The organism is Nocardia jejuensis NBRC 103114 (assembly GCF_001613145.1).
In the GTDB taxonomy this organism is placed as follows: Bacteria; Actinomycetota; Actinomycetes; order Mycobacteriales; family Mycobacteriaceae; genus Nocardia; species Nocardia jejuensis.
This window is the reverse complement of sequence record NZ_BDBU01000012.1, coordinates 61991-87884: the sequence shown is the minus strand read 5'-3', so window position 1 is coordinate 87884 and position 25894 is coordinate 61991. Positions and strand designations below refer to the sequence as shown.

Annotated in this window: 1 protein-coding gene; it reads right to left on the bottom strand. The window is 69.5% G+C overall.

The window, feature by feature from the left end; all coding sequences use genetic code 11:
- Window positions 1–70: 70 nt before the first annotated feature.
- Window positions 71–25894, bottom strand: coding sequence for a non-ribosomal peptide synthetase (locus NJ1_RS09255; protein ID WP_067690373.1), 25824 nt, complete (start codon window positions 25892–25894; stop codon window positions 71–73).

The window sequence follows — 25894 nt, the reverse complement described above, 5'->3', positions numbered from 1 at the left end:
GACTGCCTCGACGTCGCGGTGGGGTCGGTCGGCGGTGATCCTCGCGGATCGCCGCCGACCGATCTTCCGCTCAGCTGTCCCTGTCTCGATCGCGCAGCATCGTGTTCAGGGCCGAGCCGATATCGGCCGCCCCCTTCGGATTCATCATTCCCGTGTGGAACTCATCGATCAGGACCTGGTGAATCGTCCCGGTGATGTGCCCGTTCCAGGTTCCCGCGATCTGGTCCCGATACCCCTCGCGGGCGGCGACGAACAGCACGGCGTCGCCGTCGAAGCAGCCCGGTGCGTGGGCCACCGGCGTGGTGAAGCACTCGGTCATCCGCTCCACCTGCTCCGGGGTCAGGATGCCTTCGGTGCTGAGCCGCTCCACTATGAGCGGGAGCAACTCGGCTGGATCGTCGATCTGCTGGTCCTCGCTTATACCGAGGAATTCCCGCCAGCCACGCAGGAATTCGGCCAATGCCAGGCGGTCGTGCTCGGCATCGGGCTCGGGCGCCGGTACGAGATTCTCCGCGATTCCCGCGTCGACGAGGGCGAGGAGACCGACGCGGTGGCCCATCGCCTGCAATCGCGCCGCCATGGCGTGCGCGATCTTTCCACCCAGCGACCAGCCGAGCAGGTCATAGGTGATGCCGGGGAACGACGTCACAAGCTCCTGGACATACCGCTCGGCGTACTCCTCCACCGTGTGGAGGCGGGGACCGTTCTCGACGATATAGGGATCCTGAAGGCCGTACACGGGACGATCCGGGTCCAGGTCGCCCGCGAGGGTGCCGTACACCCAGGCGAGACCGCCACCCGGGTGCACGCAGAACAACGGTGCCTTGTGCCCCGTCGAACGCAGCGGTGAGAGCACCCCCAGCGATACGCCGATCTCGGACCGCGGTTCGGACAGATATCGCGCCAGACCCGCCGGGGTCGCATCGGCGAACAGCAGCCGATAGGGGACGGCGATGCCGGTGCGCGCGCGGAGCCGGGACACCAGTTGCATTGCGACAACGGAGGTTCCACCCGAGGTGAAGAAATCGTCGTCGACTCCCACCCGCTCCGAGCCGAGCACCTCCGCGAACACCGCGACCACGATGTGTTCCAGCGGCGTCGACGGTGCCCGATACGTCACGGCCACCCGGTCCGGCGCGGGGAGCGCCCGCCGATCGACCTTGCCGTTCCTGGTCAGCGGCAGCGCCTCGAGCACGGTGACGGTGTCGGGCACCATGTACGACGGCAACCGCAGCGCCACGGCCCGCCGAATCTCCGCCGCATCGAGGCTGTGCCCCGGCACGGCGGTGACATAGGCGGCCAGCCGGACCTCCGAACCGGATGTGTGGACGGTGACGACCGCGTGGCGCACCCCGTCCACGCCCGTCAGCGCCGTGTCGATTTCGCCGAGTTCGAGGCGTTGACCGCGAATCTTGACCTGGAAATCGGCGCGGCCCACGAACATCAACACCGCGTCGTCACCGCGGGACATCCACCGCACCAGATCTCCGGTGCGATACATCCGTGACCCCGGCGCGCCGAAGGGGTCGGCCACGAACGACTGCGCCGACATTCCCGCCCGGTGCAGATAGCCGCGCGCCACGTTCGGCCCGGCGACATACAGTTCCCCGACTGCGCCCACCGGCACCGGCCGCAGCGACGAATCCAGCACCGCCACACGAACTTCCGGAAGCGGACCGCCCAGGGACAGTGGGCCGTCGGTATCCAGCGCCGTACCGGCGAGCCACATGGTGCACTCACTCGGCCCGTACACGTTGTACAGCGTGCGCACACCCGAGGCGTCCGTGCCGGACCACCGCCGCACCAACTCCGGCGTGCACGCCTCGCCGCCGCTCACCACCACGCGCAGATCGTCGAGCCCGGTGGGATCCACCGAGAGCCCGACCGCAGGCGCCATGAAAGCGTGCGTGATCCGCTCGGCGCGCAACAGTGCCGCCAGCGGTTCCCCGGCGAACACGTCGTCCGGAGCGGCGACCAACACCGCACCGGCGGTGACCGCCGCGAGCAATTCGATGACCGCCGCGTCGAAAGTGCGTGCGACACCGGCCAGTACGCGGGAGTCGTGATCGAGGCCCCAGCGTGAATTCTGCACGGCGGCAACGGTGGCCAGCCCCGTATGCGTGACGGCCACACCCTTGGGAGTACCGGTCGACCCCGAGGTGTAGACGACGTAGGCGATAGTGGTCGCCCGCACCGCACCGCCCCGGTCGAGATCGCCGACCGGCGCCGCGCCGTACCCGGACAGGTCGATCCGGTCCAGGTCGACCACTCGAGATCCGGCGCTGTCCAGCTCCGTCAGGACCGAGCCGGCGAGACCGGTTGCGCGCGAGACGATGTCACCGTTGGTGAGCACGACCGCCGCGGCACAGTCGGCGAGAATGAACCGATTGCGTTCGGCCGGATGGGTGGGATCCACGGACAGGAACGCGGCGCCGGTCTTGGCGACCGCCCAGACCGCGCGCACCCACTCCGCCGATCGCGGAATCGCCACCGCGACAACGGAGTCGGGTCCGACCCCGGATTCGATCAGCAGCCGCGCACATCGATTCGACCACTGATCCAGCTCCCGATACGTCCACTCGCATCCGGAATCGGCGACCGCGAGCCGATCCGCGTGCTCGGCCGCCGCCCGGCGCAACATCTCGGGCAGCGTGAGCTGTTCCGGCCCGGGACCGCCGTCACCCCACGCCGACAACGACACTCGCTCACCCGGATCGAGCACGTCGATATCGCGCAGGCTCACCGCGGGATCCGCGATGACGGCGTCGATGATCATCCGCAGCCGCCGGGTCAACGCGATGATCGTCTCCCGGTCGAACAGATCGAGGGCGAAGCTCGCCCCGACGGTCAGACCACCGTCGGCGGTGTCGGACACGCTCACGGTGAGATCGAACCGCTCGACGCCGGTGCCGAGAGTCACCGGGGTGCAACTCATTCCCGGCAGCTGGGCCGCTGTCGGCTCCAGGTCGAGGTGCTGGAAGGTCAGCATCACCTGGAACAGCGGGTGATACGCCTGCGTGCGGGGCGGATCGACCACCTCCACCACCCGCTCGAACGGGATATCGGCGTGCGCGAACGCCTCCAGATCGACTCGGCGGCACTCATCGAGCAGCGCGTCGAACGAGGAAGCCTCATCGACCCGGGTGCGCAGCACCAAGGTGTTGACGAACATCCCGACGAGCCCGTCCAGCGCCGGTGCGCCCCGCCCCGCGATCGGCGTGCCCACCGCGATATCGCCGCTGCCCGACAACCGAGCCAGCGCGACCGCCAGCACCGCGTGCATCACCATGAACACGGTCGCGTGGTGCGCGTGCGCGACTCGCCGCAGCCCGGCCGCCGTGTCCGCTTGCAGCGCAAAGGAATACGTCTCACCGCGCTGAGAGGCCACCGCGGCCCGGGGCCGGTCGGCGGGCAACTCCAGCCGATCCGGCAATCCCGCCAGCTGCCCCGCCCAATACCCGATCTGCCGCGCCGAGACGCTGTCCGGATCGGACTCAGCTCCCAGCACCTCCCGCTGCCACAGCGTGTAGTCCGCGTACTGCACCGGCAACGGTCCCGCCCACTCGGGATCCCCTCCTGTGCGGCGGGCCGCGTACGCCAGTGACAGATCCTGCGCCAACGGCGCCAGGGACCCGCCGTCCGCCGCGATGTGATGCAGGACCAGCACGAGCACATGCTCATCGGAACCGCTGTCCAGCAGGGTGATCCGCAGCGGCGGCGCACTCGACAGATCGAATCCGCTTCGCACCAACGGCATGATCACGTGCTCGAGGTCGGCCGCGTCGACCCTGCGCACGTCGACGGTCGTGGTGACCTCGGCGACCGGGACGATCCGTTGATACGGATTCCCGTCCCGGATCGGGAACACGGTGCGCAGGGTTTCGTGCCGCGCCACCACGTCCCCGAGCGCGGCGATCATCGCCTCGACATCCAACTCGCCGGTCAGCCGCAACACGAGCGGAATGTTGTAGGCCGGTGAGTCGGGTTCGAGCCGGTTGATGAACCACATCCGCCACTGTGCGAACGACAGCGGCGGGTATTCGGGTCGCTCACGGACCACCAGCCTCGACCACCTCGGGTCCGGGCCGCCGGTCGAGCGCTCCGCGAGCACCTGCCCCAGCCGGGCCGCGGTCGGCGCGTCGAAGAGATCGCGCACACCCAGCTCGGTGCCGGACGCCGCGGCCACCTGTGCCGCCACCCGCGTCGCCGAGAGCGAATGACCGCCGAGGGCGAAGAAGTCGTCGTCGACCCCGACCCGGTCCACACCCAGTTCCGCCGCGAACGCCGAGACCACGATCTCCTCGAACGGTGTCGAGGCGGCGCGATAGGTCACCGCCACCCACTCGGGGGCGGGCAGCGCGCGAAGATCCACCTTGCCGCTCGAGGTCAGCGGCAGCGCCTCGAGCACCGTGACGGTATCGGGGACCATGTAGGAGGGCAGTGCTCGCGCGACCGCCCGCCGGATGGTGACGGGGTCGGGCAGCCGACCGGGCTCGGCGGTGACGTAGGCGGCCAATCGCACTGTCGCGCCGGGCTCGTCACCGGCGGTGTGTGCGCTGACCACCGCGTGTCGCACCTCGTCCAGTCCGGTCAGCACCGCTTCGACCTCACCGAGTTCGAGGCGCTGGGCCCGGATCTTGACCTGACGATCGGCGCGACCGGCGAACATCAGCGTGTGACGCTCGCCCTGCGGCATCCACCGCACCAGATCGCCCGTGCGGTACATCCTGGACCCGGGCGGCCCGAACGGATCGGCGATGAATGCCGCCGCCGTCAACGCCGCTCGATCGCGATATCCGCGCGCCACACCGGGACCGGCGGCATACAGCTCGCCGATCACGCCCTCCGGCACCGGCCGCAGCCACCGGTCCAGCACCACCAATCGCACCCCGGGCACCGGGCGACCCAGCGAGACAGGCTCGCCCGCACGCAATTCGGCCGCGGTCACCCAGATCGTGGACTCACTGGGGCCGTACAGGTTGTGGAACTCCCGAACGCCCGCGGCGTCGGTACCGGACCACTGCCGCACCAGCGCCGGCGGGCACGCTTCACCGGCGACCATCAGCACCCGCAGGTCGTGCAGCCGCTCGGCATCGAGCGTGGCCGCCACCGCCGGAGTCACGCAGGCATGCGTCACGGCTTCGGCGCGGAGCAATTGCGTCAGCGGCGCACCGCCGAAAGCGTCACCGTCGGCGACGACCAGGGCAGCGCCGACCGAGACCACCGACAGCAGCTCGAACACGGCCGCGTCGAAAGTGCGTGCGGCAACGGCCAGTACGCGCGAATCGGCGTCGAGACCGAACTGCTCGCACTGCGCGGCCGCGACAGCGGCCAACCCGGCGTTGGTGACGGCGACGCCCTTCGGAGTCCCGGTCGTCCCGGAGGTGTACACGACGTACGCGGTATTGTGCTGCCGCACAACACCATTGCGCTCATCATCGCTCACCGGGGTGTCGCCGTATCGGAGCAGGTCGGTCAGGTCCGGATCGATCACCGGGATTCCGGTGTCGCTCAGCTGGTCGGTCTGGGCGATAACGACCGCGGCGCCGACATCGTCCAGGACGAATCGGTTTCGCTCCGGCAGGTGTGCGGGATCGATGGACACGAACGCAGCGCCGGCCTTGGCCACCGCCCAGACCGCCCGCACCCAGGCCGCCGAGCGTGGCAGCGCGATCGCCACCACCGTTTCCGGACCGGCGCCCCGCGCGATCAGCATCCGCGCGCATCGATTCGACCAGCGATCCAGCTCCCCGTAGGTCAGGTGGTTCGTCCCCTCGAGGACCGCGAGACGAGTCGGGAACCTCGCGGCCGTCGACGCGAGGATCTCGACGAGGGTGATCGGGACCGGTCCCGCGCCGCCGTCTCCCCACTCCCGCAACGACTGTCGCTCGCCCGAGTCGAGCAGGTCCAGATCGCGCAGTCCGGCCCGGGCATCGGCCGTCACCCCCGACAGGATTCGCTCGAGCCGGCGAGCCATCCGCGCAACCGTCGAGGGATCGAACAGTTGCGTGGCATAGCCGATGCTGACCGGAATATCGCCGTCGGCGTTGGGTATGTCGGCGACGGTGATCGAGAGGTCGAATCGTTCGACACCGGCGTCCAGGGCCACGGGCGTGACCCGAATTCCCGGCAGCTGTGCCGCGTCCGCGTCCAGGTCGAGATTCTGGAAGGCCAGCATCACCTGGAACAACGGATGATGCGCCTGGGTCCGCGGCAGATCGATGGCCTCCACCACCCGCTCGAACGGAATGTCGGCATGGGCGAAGGCTTCGAGATCCACCTGCCGGACCCGGCCGAGCAGGTCGATGAACGAACCGGACTCGTCGACCTGCGTCCGCAACACCAGCGTGTTCACGAACATGCCGATCACATCGTCCAGAGCCGCCGCACCGCGTCCGGCGATCGGCGTTCCGATGGCGATGTCCCCGCTGCCGGACAACCGCGACAGCAACAGGGCCACCGCGGCGTGAACGACCATGAACACGGTGACGCCGTGGGCATTCGCCAGTTCGCCTATCCTGCCGAACAATCCGGCGTCCAGCGCGAACGAACAGGTGGCCCCCTCGTGCGAGGCGACCATCGGTCGTGCCCGGTCGGCGGGCAACTCCAGCCGATCGGGCAATCCGGCCAGATGCGCTGTCCAATAGGCGAGTTGACGCGCCGACACCGATCCGGGGTCGGCCTGTTCACCCAACTCCGCCCGCTGCCACAGCGCGTAGTCCGCGTACTGCACCGGCAACGGAACCCAGTGCGGGGACCGCCCCGAGCGACGCGCGGCGTACGCGATCGACAGGTCGCGTGCGAGCGGTGCGATCGACCACCCGTCCGCGGCGATGTGATGGAACACCATCACCAGCAGGTGCTCGTCGGAACCGCTGTCCAGCAGCGTGACTCGCAACGGAAGCTCGGTCGCCAGGTCGAACCCGTGCCGAATCGCCTGTGCGACCGCGGCGTCGAGCTGTGCCGGATCCACCGATCGGACCCGCACCGCTACCGCGGCCTGATCCTCGGGCAGCACCCGCTGGAACGGCGTGCCCTGCACGTCGGGGAAGACCGTGCGCAGACTCTCGTGCCGCCCCACCACATCGCCGATCGCCGCGATCAGGGCGGCCGTATCCAATTCGCCGGTCAACCGCAGCACCAGCGGAATCGTGTACGCCGCTGACGCACCATGGAATTGGTTGATGAACCACATGCGCAGCTGGGCGAAGGACAGGGGCACCCGCTCGGGGCGCGACTGGACCACCAGCGCCGACGCCGTCGTGCCCTCGGCTCCGGCATCCACCACCCGCGCCAGCAGCGCGGGAGTCGGCGCCTCGAACAGCTCGCGCACTCCGACGCGAACACCCGCCAGCGCGGACAGACGGGCCGTCACGCGCATCGCCGAGAGCGAATGCCCACCGAGGGAGAAGAAGTCGTCGTCCGTGCCGACCCGGTCGAGTCCGAGCAACTCGGCGAACACCTCCGCCACCATGTGCTCGGTCGGCGTCGACGGCTCGCGGTAGACCCGGGTCAGCTGCTGCGGTTCCGGCAGGGCCGCGCGATCCACCTTGCCGCTCACCGTGAGCGGCAATTCGGGCAGGACCGAGCACACATCCGGCACCATGTGCGCCGGAAGCCGATGCCGGGCAGCGGCCAGCACCTGCTCCGGGTCGAGTCCGTCCCCGACCAGATAGCCGATGAGCCGATGCGATGTCGCGTGCTGCACCACGATGGCGCGCCGCACCCCGGCCTGCTCGGCGAGTACCGCCTCGATCTCGCCGAGCTCGACCCGCTGCCCGCGCACCTTCACCTGGAAGTCGTTGCGACCCAGGAACTCCAGGTCGCCGTGTGCGTTCCAGCGCATCTGGTCCCCGGTCCGGTACAGGCGGGACCCGCGGGCGCCGAACGGATTCGGGACGAACGACGCGGCGGTCAACGCCGCCCGGTTCGAATAGCCCAGCGCCTGCTGAATGCCGCCGAGATACAGCTCACCGCGCACGCCGACCGGCACCGGCCGCAACATCGCGTCCAGGAGCACCGCCTCGATGCCGCGGATCGGCCCGCCCAGGGTCACCGGTGCGTCGGGATCCATCGGATCGCTGATCGTGGTGACGATGACCGTCTCGGTCGGCCCGTACGCGATGTACAGCTCGCGGCCCGGCGCCCACGCGGACACCAGTTCCGCGGGCACCCGCTCACCACCGGTGACGAGCACTCGCAGCGACTCGAGTCCGGCGGGGGACATGGTCGCCAGCACGCTCGTCGTCACGAAGGCGTGCGAAACACCGTGCTGCCGAATGAGTTCGGTGAGAGATTGGCCGCCGAAGACGTCCGGCGGCGAGACCACCAGCGGCGCCCCGTTCGGGTGTGCCATCAGCAGTTCCATCATGACCGCGTCGAAGCCGGGCGCCGATACCGCCAGCACCCGTGCGCCCTGGTCCAGACGGTAGCGCTCGCGCTGCTCGGCGGTGAAGTTCGCCAGGCCCTCATGGCTGACCACGACACCCTTCGGGGTGCCGGTCGACCCGGAGGTGTAGACCACGTAGGCGGTGTGCGCGTTCCGCAGCGGGCGAACCCGCACGGAGTCGGTCACCGCCGCCGCGGAGTAGCCCGCCAGGCGCGCGGGCAGATCCGGTTCGTCGAGCATCACTCGATCGATGGTGTCCGGCACCGTGCCCACCGTGTCCGCCACCGACAGGGCCAGGCGCACCGCGGAATCGGCGATCATCGCGACGACCCGATCGAGCGGATGGCGTGGATCGATCGGCACGAAGGCCGCCCCGGCCTTCGTCACCGCCCACATTCCGGCGATGAACTCGACACCCCGGGGCATGGCCAGCGCGACGGCGTCACCCGGCCCGATGTCGAGTCCGATCAGCATGCGCGCCAATCGGTTCGAATAGCTGTCCAGCTCACCGAAACTCAGGGTCACCGCACCCGAGACCACCGCGGGTGCGGCCGGGTCGATCGCGGCTCCGGCGACGAGCAGATCCGCCAGTGGTCGCGTCGGCTGGGCCACCGATCCCCGTACGGGCACCAGTCGAGCGCGCTCGGCCGGTGACAGCAGAGCGATCGACGCGACCGGGACCGACGGATCGGCGGTGATCGCGTCCAGTACGTGCGCCAGCCGATCGGCGCAGGCGCGAACCCAGTCCTGAGTGAAAACCCCGGGCCGATACTGCAATTGCGCCCGGAACGACTCGCCCTTGGCCACCACCAGCGCCAGCGGGTAGTGCGCGGAGTCGTTCGACCGCAGCTCCTGCACGCTCATGTCCTCGATGGCCGCGGCCCGGGCCGCGAGCGCGGCTTCGTCGACGGGATAGGACTCGAAGACCAGGACCGTGTCGAACAGGGACGAAACATCCAGTGCGGCATGGATATCGGACAGTCCGATGTGATGGTGACCCAGCAATCGTGACTGTTCGGCCTGCACCCGGGCCAGCACCGTGGCGATCGGCTCACCGGGGTGATGCGCGACGCGCACCGGGATGGTGTTGATGAACAACCCGACCGCGGATTCGATACCGGGCAGGTCCGCGGGCCGCCCGGACACCGTCGCGCCGAACACGACATCGTCGCGCCCGGTCAGGTACCCCGCGAGGATCGCCCACGCCACCTGGAACACGGTGTTCACGGTGACTCCGGCGGCGGACGCCGTGGCGATCAGCCGGTCCGAGAGCGCCCGGTCCACAACCACTGCGACAGAACTCATTCGCTCCGCCGGTCCCGAGGTGTCCGCGTGCGGGGCCAGCAACGTCGCCTCGGCCCCGTCGAGCGCGTCCCGCCACACCCGCAGCGAATCCTCCGGATCCTGGCGGCCGAGCCAGGCGAGGTAGGACCGGTACGAGCCCGCCGACTCCACGACGATCGGGGCGTCGGGCTCCGCGTAGGCCGCCAGCAGCGTGTGCAGGAGCGAGGGCATCGACCAGCCGTCGAACAGTACGTGGTGGTACGAGAGCAACAGCGTGAAACGGCTCTCGCCCACGGCGATCAGGGTGCAGCGCATCAGCGGCGCCGCTTCGATGTCGAACGGCTCGGCTCGGTCCCGCTCCATGACCCGCTCCAGCGCGGAGTCCGATTCCTGCGTCAGGTCCACCTCACGCCACGGCAACACCACGTCCTCGGCGAGGATCTGCACGCCCTCGCCCTCCGCGGTGGTACCGAACGCCACCCGCAGGTTCGGGTACCGCCGCAGCAGAGACCTCGCCGCGTGACGCAGCCGTCCGGCGTCCACCGCCCCGGAGAGGGTGATCGCGAGCTGCACCGCGTACACGTCCACCGTCGACTCGGCCAGGCGGGCGTGGAACAGGAGCCCACTCTGCAACGGCGACAACGGCCAGACGTCCATCAGACTCGGGTACCGCGCCTCCCAGGTCGTGATGTCGGCCTGTGCCGCCCGCACCAACGGGAAGTCGCTGGGCGTGTGTCCGCCCGAGTCCGGGTGCCGCAGCCGAGACACGACGGCGTGCAGTGCCTGGATCCACAACCGGCCCAGCTCATCGACTTCCGCGTCGGAGAGCAGGTCCTCGTGATAGCCGAAGGTGGCCGAGAGTTGCCCGTCGGTGACGGCCGCGGTGATGTCGAGCACCGCTGTCGCCATGACGTGCAGGTCCTTGTCGGCGATCGGTGCGCCGAGTTCGTCGGTGACGGCGAACGCGGTCGCGCTCGTCCCGCCCGATGATCCACGCGCCGAGAGCTGCCCGAGATAGTTGAACGAGATCTGGGCGGGCAGCCGGTCCGGCAGGGCCCGCGCGGTCGCCGGGTTGAGGTAGCGCAGCATCCCGTAGCCGATGCCGTGATCCGGGATCGCGCGCAACTGCTCCTTGGTGCTCTTGAGCGCGGTCTCGATCGCCGGGCCGCCGGCACAGGCGTCGTCGAGATCGATTCCGGCCAGCTGTATCCGGACCGGGTACACGGTCGTGAACCAGCCGACCGTCGCGGTCAGATCCGCACCCGCGAGGACCTGTTCCTCGCGGCCGTGCCCCTCGAGCTGCATCAGCGTCGAGGACTCGTGAACTCCACGCGCTGCCCGCCAGCGCGCGACCGCCACGGCCAGCGCGGCGACGAGCACGTCCTGGACATCACCGTGGAACGCCGCGGGCGCCCGGGTCAACAGGGACTCGGTGTCCTCCGGCGAAACCCGCACTCGCCGTACGCCTATCGCGCCTGTCCGGGCTCGCCCGGGATCCACCGCGGCCGAGCCGAGGAGTGGATCCGGCCCGTCGAGAATGCGCTGCCACATCGGCAGTTCCGCGACGCGCTCCGGCGACCGCGCCGCCTCGAGCAGGCCGTGGGCCCAGCGCCGCATCGATGTACCCACGGGCGGCATCGTGATCTCCGCACCGGCGCGGTACCGCTGCCACGCCGACATCAGATCGGGAAGCAGGATGCGCCACGACACACCGTCGACCACGAGGTGATGTGCGATGAGGATCAACTGCCCGGCCCGTCCCGCCCCGGCGGGGACGAACCAGAGCGCCTGCAGGACAACGCCGTCGGCGGGATCGAGGCGATCGAGCGCCGCGTCGACCTGCGCCGCGACCAGACGATCGCGGTCCTGCGCGGTGGTGTCCGGGGCGATCGCGATCGTGCGCACCAGCGACCCGGCGTCCACCGTCCCGCCTGCTCGCGTCTCGAGCTGCCAGTCTCGGCCGTCGTGCCACAGCCGGGACCGCAGCATGTCGTGCCGGTCGATCAGCGCGCTCAGAATCGCCGTCAGACCGGTCCGATCCAGTTCGGCCGGTGCGGTGAGTACCACCGTTTGATTGAATCGGCCGAAACCGCCCTGCTCCGCCATCCATCGAGTGATCGGGGTCAGCGGCAGTTCACCGACGCCGCCGCCGGGCAGCTCCGCGAGAACCGTTGCGGGTGCTACCGATTCGGCCACGCGCGCCAGCGCGGTGACCGTGCGCGCCTCGAACACCTGCCGGGGCGTGAACACCACCCCGCGGTCCTTGGCCCGCGCGACCAGCTGGATCGAGACGATGCTGTCTCCGCCCAGGGCGAAGAAATCGTCGTCGGCGCCCACCAGGTCGAGTCCAAGGACCTGTGCGAACACCTCGGCCAGCACTTCCTCGGTGGCGGTGGCGGGTGACCGGTAGATCGTGGTCACCCACTCCGGTTCCGGCAGCGCGCGCAGGTCCACCTTCCCGCTCGGGGTCAGCGGCAATTCGTCCAGGACCGTGAAGGTTTCGGGGACCATGTACGACGGCAGTCGCCGCGCCGCGGCCTCCCGGAGGGCGACCGGATCGGGGACCCGGTCGGGAGTCGCGGTGAGGTAGGCGGCCAACCGGGCGGACTCGCCGTGCCTGACCTCGGTGACGACGGCGCGCTCCACCTCGTCGAGTTCGCTCAGCACGGCCGCGATTTCACCGAGTTCGAGGCGCTGGCCGCGAATCTTGAGCTGGGAATCGGCGCGCCCGACGACCATCAGCGCGCCGTCGCCGGGCAGCTGCCGCACCAGATCGCCGGTGCGGTACATGCGGGATCCGGCGGGTCCGAACGGATCGGCGATGAATGCCGCCGCGGTCGTCGCGGCGCGATCGAGGTATCCGCGGGCCACACCGGGACCGGCCACGTACAGCTCGCCGACCACGCCCGGCGGCACCACGTCGAGCCAGGCGTCCAAGACCATCGAGCGGATACCGGGAATCGGTGTGCCGATCGACACCGGTTCTCCGGCAGTCGATTCCGCTCCGGTCACCCAGATCGTGGCCTCGCTGGGCCCGTACAGGTTGTGCACCGTGCGGACCCCGGCGGTGTCGCTGCCCGACCATTGCCGCACCACGGCCGGTGGGCACGCTTCGCCCGCGACGATCAGCACTCGCACGGTGTCGAGCTCTCGCGCGTCGAGCGTGGCCGCGACGGCGGGAGTGACACACGCGTGCGTCACGGCCTGGGCGCGCATCAGCTCCGTCAACGGCGGCCCGGCGAACACGTCGTCCGGCGCCACGATCAGGGCCGCACCGACCGGAACCGCGAGCAGCAATTCGAAGATCGCCGCGTCGAAAGTGCGTGCGGCGACCGCCAATACCCGTGAGTCGGAATCGGTCCGCAGATCTCGGCGCTGTGCCGTGGTGATCGCGGAGAGTCCGGCGTGGGTGACCGTCACGCCCTTCGGCGTACCGGTCGATCCGGAGGTGTAGACGATGTAGGCGGCATTGCCGGGCCGTATCGCGCCGCGTCGATCCTGCTCACCGATCGGGGCGGCACCGCACGCGGTCAGGTCGAGCGCGTCCGGGTCGATCGCGACGATTCCGGGGATTTCCCATTCCCCGGTGGTGGCCTGGGCGCCGTCGCCGGTGAGCAGCACGGTCGCCGCGCAATCGGTGAGGATGCCGCGATTGCGTTCCCTCGGCTGTGCCGGATCGAGAGAGACGAACGCGGCCCCGGTCTTCGCGACGGCCCACACCGCCCGCACCCATCCCGAGGATCGTGGGATGGCGATCGCCACAACGCTTTCCGGCCCGACGCCCTGCGCGATCAGCGCCCGCGCGCACCGATTCGACCACTCGTCGAGTTCGCGATAGGTCCACTCGTGCTCCGCCGTCACGACCGCGGGCCGATCCGGGAAGTCCGCCGCGGCGCGCACGAGTATCTCGCTCAGCACGAGCGGCCGCGGACCCGCACCGCCATCACCGCAGCGGCGCAGGAACTTTCGCTCCTCCGGTGCGAGCAGATCCAGATCGCGCAGGGCGATCGCCGGATCGGCCACCACCGCGCGCACCGTGCGCAGCAGGCGCTGGGCGAATGCGGCGATCGTCGGTTGATCGAACAGGTCGAGCGCGTAACCGATGGTGATCGGAACGCCGCCGTCGGTCGCGACGCTGTCGGAGACGTCGGCGACGGTGATGGTGAGATCGAACCGCTCGACCCCGATATCGAGACTCCGCAGCGGCTCGACCTCGAGCCCGGGCAGCTGTGCCAGCGCCGGATCCAGATCGAGATTCTGGAAGGCCAGCATCACCTGGAACAGCGGGTGATGCGCTTGGCTGCGAGGTGGGTCGATGGCCTCGACGACCCGTTCGAAGGGAATGTCGGCGTGCGCGAACGCGGCCAGATCGACCGCGCGGCACTCCTCGAGCAGATCGGCGAACGAGCCGGCCCCGCGCACCTCGGTGCGCAGCACGAGCGTATTGACGAACATGCCGACCAGCCCGTCCAGGGCCGCCATGCCCCGGCCCGCGATCGGAGTGCCCACCGCGATGTCCGCACTACCCGACAACCGCGACAGCACCACCGCCAAGGCCGCGTGCACCACCATGAACGCCGTGACCCGGCGGGTGCGCGCCATCGCGTTCAGTCCGGCCACCGTCTCGGCATCCAGGGTGCACGAATAACTTCCGCCGCGCTGGGACGCCACCACCGGGCGGGGCCGGTCGGACGGCAGTTCCAGCCGATCCGGCAGGCCCGCCAAATGCGCTGTCCAGTACGCGAGTTGACGCGCGATCACGCTCTGCGGGTCGGATTCCGCGCCGAGCACCTCGCGCTGCCACAGCGTGTAGTCGGCGTACTGCACCGGCAGCGGCGTCCAGCGCGGCGTCCGCGCGGCTCGTCGCGCGGTATAGGCGAGGGACAGATCACGGACCAGCGGTGCTATCGACCATCCGTCGGCGATGATGTGATGCAGCACCACGACCAGCAGATGATCCTCTGATCCGGTGCGCAGCAACGTGACTCGCCACGGCGGCCGCGCCGACACGTCGAACCCGTGCCGCACGATACTGATCACCCGGTGGGTGAGCTCGGTCGACTCGGCGGTATCCGTCGTCAGGACCGCGGTGCCCTCGGCGGGCAGGATCCGCTGGCACGGTATTCCCTTCTCGTCGGGAAACACCGTGCGCAGGCTCTCGTGTCGTGCCCCGATGTCGCCGATCGCGGCGGACATCGCCGACGCGTCCAACTCGCCACGCAACCGCAGCACCATGGCGATGTTGTAGGCGGGGGAGTCCGGCTCGAATCGATTGATGAACCACATTCGAGACTGCGCGAACGACAGCGGTATCGGCGTCACCCTTTCCCGTGGCGACAACGCCACGCCCGGGTGTCGCGCGAGTTCGGTGGAACGCTCGGCCAACACGACGGCCAATCGGGCAGCGGTCGGCGCGTCGAACACGTCGCGCACCTCGACCGCGATGCCCGTGGCGGTCGCGACGCGGGACGCCACCCGGGTCGCCGAGAGCGAATGCCCGCCCAGCTCGAAGAAATCGTCATCGGCCCCGACTCGGTCCGCGCCGAGCACCTCGGCGAACACCGAGACGACGACCTCCTCCCAGGGCGTCGAGGGGGCCCGATAGGTCGAGGTGATCAGCTGCGGGGCGGGCAGCGCGCGCCGGTCCACCTTGCCGTTGGGCAGCAGCGGCAGCTCGTCCAGGATGACGATGGCCGCCGGAATCATGAACTCCGGCAATCGATCCGCGGCGAACTGCCGGATCTCGGCCACCAGATCGGCGATGCCGGGATCGTTCACATAGCTGCCGAGCGAACCCAGCGCGCCCTGGCCCGGGTACACCTCGTCCGACACCGTGGTCTCGTCCGTCTCGCGCACGAACACCGCGTCCATCGCGCCCGCCACCGGCGACCAGGTGACAGCCACCGTGCAGCCCACTCGTGCACCGAGCGAACGGATTTCGTGCGGCAGTACCGTCGCGGACGGGGTACGCATGTCGAGATCCCTCAGGTGAGCGCGCTCGGCCGCGGCATCGATGACGCGGGTCGCCGTCACGTCCACCACCGTTCCGGCCTGCGGGATTCCGGTGATCCGCAGACCCTCGGGGCGCTCGGCACGGAGCTGGGCGTACAGCTCTCGCAGATCACCGAATTCGGCCCAGGAGCGCTGGGGCAGTGCGGCGAGCGAGCGAACCCGCGCCGGAGCCTTGTGCAGCACCACGTCGTAGCGATAGCGCGTCAACTCGTTGTCGACCGGCGCGTACTTCAATTCGATGTCCACCGCGGCGATCCCGGGGACCGTGTCGCGCACCGCGAGGAAGAACTCGGGAGCGACCAGCAGTTCCTGCTCCGCCGTCACCGCGCGCCGGGCGCGCTCGCGAACCGCGGCCACCGTGTCCTGCTCGTCGCCGCCGGCCATCTGCGTGCCGGTGGCGAACTCGCGCAGCAGACTCAGATTGCGGATATCGCCGAGGAAGAACGCGCCACCGGGCGCCAGCAACCCCATCACCTTGTCGATCACGTCGATCAGATAGGCGGCGTTCGGGAAGTACTGTGCGACCGAGTTCAGCACCACCACATCGAAGCGATCCCGTGGCAGGTCCGAGACGTCGTCGGCGGACTGCACCCGCAGGCTCACCCGATCCGCCCAGTCCACCGCCGATTCGGCCAGTCGCGATCGCAGATTCGCGATGGTCGCCTCGGAGAAGTCGGTGCACCAGTACTCGACGCACTCCGAGGCCAGGCGCGACATCAGCAGGCCCGATCCGACACCGATCTCCAGCACCCGTCGCGGCCGCAGACCCAGCACCCGGTCCACGACCGCGTCCCGCCATTCCCGCATCTGCGCCACGGGGATCGGCTCGCCGGTGTAACTGCTGTTCCACCCGCCGAAATCGGCGTCCAGGGCCATCGGCTCGGCGAATTCACGCCCGTTGCCGAGATAGCTCTCCTTACCCGCGTACAGGTTGTCGTAGACGTCTCGCCAGTGCCCGACCAGCTCGGCCGCGCGGTCACCGTCCGCGCTCACGGTGCTTTCGCGATCGCGGACGATGTAGGCGACCAACTGTTTGTCCAGCACCGCCGCGGCGTCGGCCGGGGCCGAGGAGACGGCGCGGGCGACGACCACCGCGCGCGATACCGCCGCGTGCGACACCAGGGCCGCCTCGACCTCGCCGGGCTCGATCCGATACCCGCGCACCTTGACCTGATCGTCGGCGCGGCCCGCGAATTCGAGAACTCCGGCTCGGGTCCACCGCACCACGTCTCCGGTCCGGTACATCCGCTCCGCGACGCCGAACGGGCACGCCACGAACCGCTGTGCGGTCAACCCGAGCCGGCCCGCGTAACCGCGCGCCAATTGCGCTCCGGTGACATACAACTCACCCGCCACGCCTACCGGCACCGGTCGCAATCGGGAATCCAGGATGAACACCCGCACATTGGCCACCGGGGCGCCGATCGGCACCCGCGCATCGGTGTCCCACGGCCGCGCGGCGAGAATCTCGTGGGTCGAGACGCATACCGTGTTCTCGGTGGGCCCGTAGGCGTTGGCGATGTCCACGCCCGGCCAGCGGTCCCGGAAGCGGGTGACCGCGGCCGAACTCAACGCGTCACCACCGGTGACGACCTGACGCACCGGATCGGCGGCGAGGCCGGGTTCCGCGGTGGCGAGCACCTCGAACAGGGCGGTCGCCGCGAAGATCGTCGTGACGCGATGCCGCGAAACCGTGCGCATCAGGACCGCGAGGTCGAGTCGATCCGGCGGTGCGATGACGATGGTCGATCCCGCCAGCAGCGCGGGCCACAACTCGTACGCCGACGCGTCGAAGGCCATCGAGGAATGCAGCAGCACGCGCTCGCCCGGTCCGCCCGGCCAGCCGTGGACCGCCATGTTCAGCACGCCGCGATGTTCGACCACAACACCTTTCGGGCGTCCCGTCGAACCCGAGGTGTAGATCACGTACGCCGCATCACCCGGCGACAACGGGGGCGTGCCGGTGTCGAGCGGCTCGCCGGTGAGATCCACGACATCCACACACAGCGATGCCCGCTCGCCCATGGGCAGATCCGCCGCGACCGAAACGGTCGTGAGCACCAGTTGTGGATCGGCGTCGTCGAGAATGAATTCGATACGGTCACTGGGATATTCGGAATCGATCGGCAGATACGCGCCCCCGGCCACGACCACCGCCAGCACGGCGGTCACCAGATCCGCCGACCGCGGCAGTGCCACCGCGACCACCGAACCCCGGCCGACACCCCGATCGGTGAGCAGCCGAGCCAGAACCCGCACCCGCGAAGCCAATTCGCGATAGGTGAGGTCTCCGTCGAGATGCGCGACCGCGACCGCCTCGGGCGTGGCCGCTGCCTGTCGCGCGAACAGGTGCGCGAGCGAGGTCGTCTCCGGCACGGGCGCCGCCGTGTCGTTCCAGATGCGCAGCAGCCGATCTCGCTCCTCGGGGGCGAGAACATCCATCCGGCCCAGGGGTATCCCCGGGTCCGCGGTGACGGTCTCCAGCAGCCTGATGAAACGCGCGGCGAGCTCGGTCACGGTGGTGCGATCGAACAGATCGGTGGCGAACTCGATCCGGCCCGACAATCCCGGAGCGGCGGTGGCGTCGTCCGGATTCACCCGTTCGACCACATCGACGTGCAGGTCGAACTTGGCGGTGCCGGTGATGGCCGGAACGATCTCGGCGTCCAGCTCCGGGAGCCGCAGATCGGGCAGCAGGTTGTTCTGCAGTGCGAAGGACACCTGGAACAGCGAGTGATACGCCGGAGAACGCGTCGGTTGCAGCAGTTCGACCAGCCGCTCGAAGGGAGCGTCCTGATTCTCGTACGCGGTCAGAGCTTTCCGTCGCACCTGCTCGAGCACCTGATCGAAGCGCGGGTTGCCGGACAGATCCACCCGCAGCACCCACGTGTTGACGAAGAAGCCGATCAGATCGTGCGTCGCCTCGTGGGTGCGCCCCGCGACCGGACCGCCGAGGCAGATGTCCTCACCGGCGCCGACCTGTGACAACAACACCGCCAGCGCCGACTGCAGCAGCATCGACACCGTGACCTGGCGATCATGGGCGAGTCGATACAGCCGCTCGCACAGCGCGTCCTGGAAGGCGAACTCGATGACATCGCCGCGATTGCCGGCGATCGCCGGACGAGGGCGGTCCGTCGGCAGCGTTATCGGCTGCGGGACATCCGCCAATTCGTTTTCCCAATAACGGAATTGGGTCGCCAGCACGCTGTCCGGATCGGATTCGGCGCCCAGGGTCTCGCGCTGCCACAGCGTGAAGTCCGCGTACTGGACCGGCAGGGGCGTCCAGCGCGGCGCCCGGCCCTGTCGGCGCGCGGTGTACGCGGCCGTGAGATCCCGCACGAACGGCGCGATCGACCAGCCGTCCGCGGCGATGTGGTGCAGAGCCATCACCAGGGTGTGGTCATCGACACCGTTGCGCAGCAACGTCACTCGCAGCGGCGTCGCCGTCGCGACATCGAAGCCCCGGCGCACCAGATCCACCACGGTCCGCTCGAGCTCATCGGGATCGACGGTGAGCGTCTCGATCCTCGGTGCGGCCACCTCGACCGGCAGGATCCGCTGGAACGGCACCCCGTCCTCATCGGGAAACACGGTGCGCAGACTCTCGTGCCGCGTCACCACATCGATCAGCGCGGTGGAGAGGGCCTCGGAGTCCAGCGGTCCGCGCAGGCGCAGCACCATCGGGATGTTGTAGGCGGGGGAGTCCATCTCGAAGCGGTTGATGAACCACAGTCGAGACTGGGCGAACGACAACGGCATTCGTTCGGGGCGCTCGCGAACGGTCAACGCCGGTCGGGCCGGAGCCAGGTCCGCTCCGCGCTCGGCGAGCGTGAACGCCAGCCGAGCGGGAGTGGGGGCCTCGAACACATCGCGTACACCCACCTCGATACCCAGCACCGTGGTCATTCGCGAGGCCACCCGCATCGCGGAGAGCGAATGCCCGCCCAGGGCGAAGAAATCGTCCTCGACCCCGATGCGGTCCGCGCCGAGCACCTCGGCGAACACCGTGGCGGCGAGCTCCTCGACCGGTGTCAGGGGCGCGCGCTGGTCCGCGACGGCGAAGGTCGGCGCGGGCAGTGCGCGCCGATCCACCTTGCCATTGGGCGTCAACGGCAGTCTGTCGAGCACGACGATGACCGAGGGCACCATGTACTCCGGCAGTCGATCCGCGGCGAAGCGCCGAATCTGCTCGGGAAGCACGGCATCTTCGGCCTCGTCGCCGGCACGATCGAGTACCACGTACCCGATCAGGCGCTTGTCCGCCACGCTCGTCGAATCCGCTGTCACGGAACCGATCTCACGGGCGATCACCACCGACTGCGACACCAGCGGGTGCGCGGTCAACGCGGTCTCGACCTCGCCCGGCTCGATCCGGAACCCGCGCACCTTGACCTGTTCGTCGGCGCGAGTGACGAATTCGAGTACACCGGCGCGCGTCCACCGCACCACGTCACCGGTCCGGTACATGCGCTCACCGGCTCCGAACGGAGACGCCGGGAACCGCTCCGCGGTGAGACCCGATCGGTTCCGGTATCCGCGCGCCAATTGCACTCCGGCGACGTACAGTTCGCCCGCCACGCCCACCGGCACGGGCCGCAACCGCGAATCCAGCACGAAGACGCGCATATTCGCCACGGGCGCGCCGATCGGCACGCCGGTGCCGCTCATCCGCTCCGGCGCATCGGGGATCTCATAGGTGGTGACGCACACCGTGTTCTCGGTCGGGCCATAGGCATTGACCACGTCGATGCCGGGGCACCGGTCGCGGAAGCGGGCGACCGCGGCAGTACGGAGCACATCACCGGCCGAGACCACCCGGCGGACCGAGTCGAGGTTCAGTTCCGGCCCCGCGCTCGCCAGTACCTCGAACAGCGGGGTCGTCGCGTACAACGCCGTCACGTCGTGGCGGGTGATGGTCCGGCTCAGCTCCGCGATATCGGAACGACCGGGCGGCGCGATGACGATGGTCGATCCCGCCAGCAGCGCGGGCCACAACTCGTACGCCGACGCGTCGAAGGCCATCGAGGAGTGCAGCAGCACGCGCTCGCCCGGTCCGCCCGGCCACCCGTAGGCCGCCATGTTCACCACACCCCGGTGCTCGACCACGACACCCTTCGGGCGTCCCGTGGAACCCGAGGTGTACATGACATATGCCGCGTCCGCCGGTGACAGCGACGGCAATTCGCCGCCGGACTCCTGCGCGAGGTTCGTGATGTCCAGGTACAGCGCCGCCCGCTCACCCAGGGGTGAATCGGCCGCGGTGGCCTGGGTCGTGAGGACGAGCAATGGATCGGCGTCGGCGAGAACGAACTCGATACGGCTGCTCGGGTATTCGGGGTCGATCGGCAGATACGCGCCGCCGGCCATCACCACCGCCAGCAGAGCGGTCACCAGGTCCATCGACCGGGGCAGCGCGACCGCGACCACCGAACTCGGGCCCACACCGCGTCCCGCCAGCACGCGCGCCAGCACGTCGACCCGCGCGGCCAATTGCGCGTAGGTCAGCTCCCCGTCTCCGAACCGCAGGGCCACCGCGGCCGGTGTGGAGTCCACGCGCGCGAGGAACTCGGTCGCGATCGTGGTCTGTGCCGGGGTGTGCTCGCATCGCGAGTTCCACTGTGCCAGAAGCTGTTCGCGTTCGGCGGCGGCCAGCAGGCCGATATCGGCGATCGCTTCGGACGGGTCGGCGCTCACCGCGCGCAGGACCCGGAGGTAGCGCTCGGCGATGCCGATGACCGTGCTTCGATCGAACAGATCGGTCGCGTATTCGATCCGGCCGAGAATGACCGCGGGAGCACCCGCGGCGCCGCGGGTCTCGATCAGATCGACGTGCAGGTCGTTCTTGGCGCTGCCGGTGGAGACCGGGCGGAACTCGGCGACCAGATCGGGCAGATCGAGAATGGGCAGGCCGTCGTTCTGCAATTCGAGCGACACTTGGAACAGCGGGTGATACGCGGTGGACCTGGCCGGGTTGATCAGTTCGACCAGCCGCTCGAACGGGGCGTCCTGATTCTCGTAGGCGGTCAGGGCCTTACCGCGGACCTGCTCGAGCACCTGATCGAAGCGCGGGTTGCCGGACAGATCCACCCGCAGCACCCAGGTGTTGACGAAGAAGCCGACCAGCTCGCGCAGGGCGTCATCGGTGCGCCCCGCGACCGGACCGCCGATCGAGACATCCGGTCCGGCCCCCAGCCGCGACAGCAGCACCGCCAGCGCCGCCTGCAACACCATCGACGCGCTGACCCGGTGTTCGCGAGCGAGCCGGTACAGCGCCTCGTGCAACGGTGCGTCGATCGTGAACTCGACGACGTCACCGCGATTGCTCAACACCGGCGGGCGCGGGCGATCGGCGGGCAGCGTCACCGGCTGCGGCGACCCGGCCAATTCCCTTTCCCAGTAACGACATTGAGCCGCGAAGGGGCTCTCGGCGTCGGATTCCGAACCCAGCAGTTCACGCTGCCACAGCGCGAAATCCGGGTACTGCACCGGCAGGCGGTCCCACCCGGGCTCGAGTCCCGCGCACTGTGCCGCGTACGCCGTCGAGAGGTCACGCAGCAGCGGCGCCATCGAGACACCGTCCGCGGCGATGTGATGCACCACCAGCACCATGACGTGCTCGGAGCGCCCGCACCGCAGAACCGTGGCCCGCAGCGGCAGATCCGTCCGCAGATCGAATCCGCCCCGGACGTGCTCGGCCACCACCTCGTTGAGCTCCGCCGGGTCGACGCCGGTCACCTCGAGCAGGGGAGCGGCCGCCTCGCTCGGGACGATCTCCTGATACGGCACCCCGTCGAGTTCGGGATAGCGGGTGCGCAGCGCCTCGTGGCGCGCGAGCACCGCGCCGAGCGCCGCGGACAAGGCCTCGGTGTTCAGCGATCCGGTCAGACGGAATACCAGCGGAATGTTGTAGGTCGGTGTCGCGGGATCGAACCGGTTGATGAACCACATCCGCAATTGCGCGAACGACAACGGTATGCGCGCAGGGCGTTCCCGGACGGTCAGTTTCGCTCGCGCCCGGCCCGGCCCCAGTTCGCGTTCGGTGAGCACCAGAGCCAGGCGCGCGGCCGTCGGTGCGTCGAAGATGTCTCGGACGCCGACCATGCGGCCGGTCACCCCGGCCAGTCGCACCGCTACCCGGGTCGCCGATATCGAATGCCCGCCCCGGGCGAAGAAGTCGTCGTCGACGCCGACGAGGTCCGCACCGAGCGCCTCGGCGAACGCGGTGGCGATGATCTCCTCGAACGGTGTCGATGCGGCGCGGTAGGTCGCGACCGTTCGCCGCGGGATCGGCAGCGCGCGGCGATCGATCTTCCCGCTCGCGGTCATCGGGAATTCGTCGAGAACGGTGAAGGTCTCGGGGATCATGTAGGACGGCAGTCGTCGCGCGATCGCTCGCCGGACCGCGTCCACATCGAGGGCGATTCCCGGTGCCGCGGTGAGATAGGCCGCGACCCACGGTGTTCCGTCCCGGTCGGCAGATCCGCCGACGGTGGTGGTCAGGGCGTGGCGCACCTCGTCCAGGCGGGTCAGCGCGGCGTCGATCTCGCCGAGTTCGAGGCGCTGACCGCGAATCTTGATCTGGGAATCGGTCCGGCCGACGAAGACCAGATGTGCGCCGCCGGTATCACGCTGCTCCCAGCGCACCACGTCTCCGGTGCGGTACATCCGCGCACCCGCTGGACCGTACGGGTCGGCCACGAACGAGGTCGCGCTCAGCGCGGGCCTGCCGAGGTATCCGCGGGCCACACCGGGACCTGCCACATACAACTCGCCCGCCACCCCCGACGGTGTCGGCCGCAGCCACGCATCCAGCACCGTCAACCGGACTCCCGGTATCGGGGTGCCCAGCGCCACCGCGTCACCCGGGCGCAACGGCGCGCCGGTGACCCAGATCGTGGCCTCGCTGGGCCCGTACAGGTTGTACAGCATGCGAACACCGGCCGAATCGCTCCCCGACCACTGCCGAACCAGCGCGGGCGGGCACGCCTCACCGGCGACCATGAGCACTCGCAGAGCATCGAGTCTCGGGGCATCGAGCGTGGCCGCGACGGCTGGAGTGACACACGCGTGTGTCACAGCGTGGGCATGCATCAACTCCGACAACGGGGCACCGGCGAAAACATCACCGGGGGCGATGATCAGTGCCGCTCCGACCGGTACCGCCGACAGCAGCTCGAAGATCGCGGCGTCGAAAGTGCGTGCGGCAACGGCCAATACGCGTGAGTCGCCGTCGAGCTGGTACTCGCGAGCCAGAGTGTCCGAGACCCCGGAGAGCCCCGAGTGGGTGACGGCGACACCCTTCGGTGTGCCCGTCGAGCCGGAGGTGTACACGATGTACGCGGTGTTGCCGATCCGCACCGCGCCGCGTCGATCGGCGTCGGTGATCGCCGCGGCGTCCCACTCGTGCGGTGCGAGCCCGTCGATGTCGACCACCCGGATCCCGGGTCCCTCCAATCCGGTGGTGTCCGCGGCGGTGTCGCTGCTCGTGAGGAGGATCTCGGCCGGGCAATCGGCGAGTACGAACCGATTCCGCTCGACCGGCTGGGTGAGATCCACACTCACGAACGCGGCGCCGGTCTTGGCGACCGCCCAGACCGCCCGGACCCACGCCGCCGAGCGCGGAATCGCCACCGCCACCGTGGTTTCCGGTCCGGCGCCACGCTCGATCAACGCCCGCGCACACCGGTTCGACCACTCGTCGAGCTCGCGGTAGGTCCAGGTGCGCCCGGCGTCGTGCACGGCCACCCGGTCCGCGTGCTCGCGCGCCGCCCGGGAAAGCATGTCGGGCAGCGTGATCCGTTCGGGCCCCGCACCACCGGAGCCCGCCTCCTGCACCAGGCGGCGCTCGTCCGGCTCGAGCAATTCCACCGACCGCACCCGAGTCCCGGGATCGCTCAGCGCACACCGCAGGAAACTGTCCAGGAACCGCGCGAAACGCCGATGATGGCAGGCGACCTGGTCGGCGGTGTAGACCTTCGGGTTGGCGAAGAAATCGACCTGGGTGCTCTCGCCGCCGACGGCCGGATAGACGTTCACCGAGATGTCGGGGACCAACCCCGGAGTCAATACCCGCAACCGGCCGGTGATGTCGCCCAGGACGATCTTCGTATCGAGGATCATCAGATCGACCATCGGCCCGGCCGCCTGCGGCAGCCGCCGGGCGGCGATCGAATGCGAGTCGTCGAGCATGTCCTCGTGCCGGTAGCGTTGTCCGCGAAGGACTTCCATCAGCGTGCGCTGGGTGTGCTCGAGCAGTTCGGCGATCGTGCTCTCGGGTGTGAGGCTCACCCGGAACGGCACGACATTGGCGGTCATCCCGCCCGAGCGGCTCATCGCCGCCGTGACCCGCGCGGACACCGGCACGCTCAGCACCACGTCGTCGGAGCCGGTCATGCGCGCCAGATACACACCGAACGCGGCGAGCACGAACACCGCCGATCCGGCCGATCGGGTCGCGACGGCGGTACGCAGCGCGGTCTCGGTGTCCGGAGACAGCAGCGCGCTCACCGAGAGCGGGTGCTCCTCGGCGAGCGCGACCCGATCGGTGAGGGTCACCGGCGCGGGAAGCTCCGCCACATACTTCGACCAGAACATCCGATCGTCGTGGAAGCGTTGCGAGGTGCGGTACTGCTCGTCCGCGGCGACGATCTCGCCCAGGGATCGAATCGCCTGCGCCTTGGGCTCCCGGCCCTCCAGCGCGGCGGTGTAGAGCTGCGCGCTGCGGGTGAGGATGTTCAGCGCGGCGATCCCGTCCATCACGATGTGATGGGCGCGCAGGTACCAGAACCACCGGCGCTCGGCGACCCGCACCACCGCGCCCATGACCACCGGGCCGTGTTGCAGGTCGATGGGTGCGCGATAGTCGCCGCGCATCCACTCCAGCGCCGCGGCGACGGGATCGGGGGCCGAGGTGTAATCCAGCTGCTGCACCGCGCCGTTGGCGGTCTCGTCCACCACCTGGCGTGGTTGACCGTCCACCTCGATCACGCGCACGCGGCTGACCTCGAATTCGTCGAGCGCCTGCCCGTACGACGCGATCAGCAGCGCGGTGTCGAGATCGCCGGCGAGCTCCAGGTACAACGCGTTCGACAACGGCGTGGCGCCGGCCAGCTGTTGCAACAGCCGAATCGCACGCTGTGCCGCGGTGAGCGGATAGGTGGCTGCGTGACCGTCATGGGCATGCAGGGGTGAACGATGGTCGCGCAT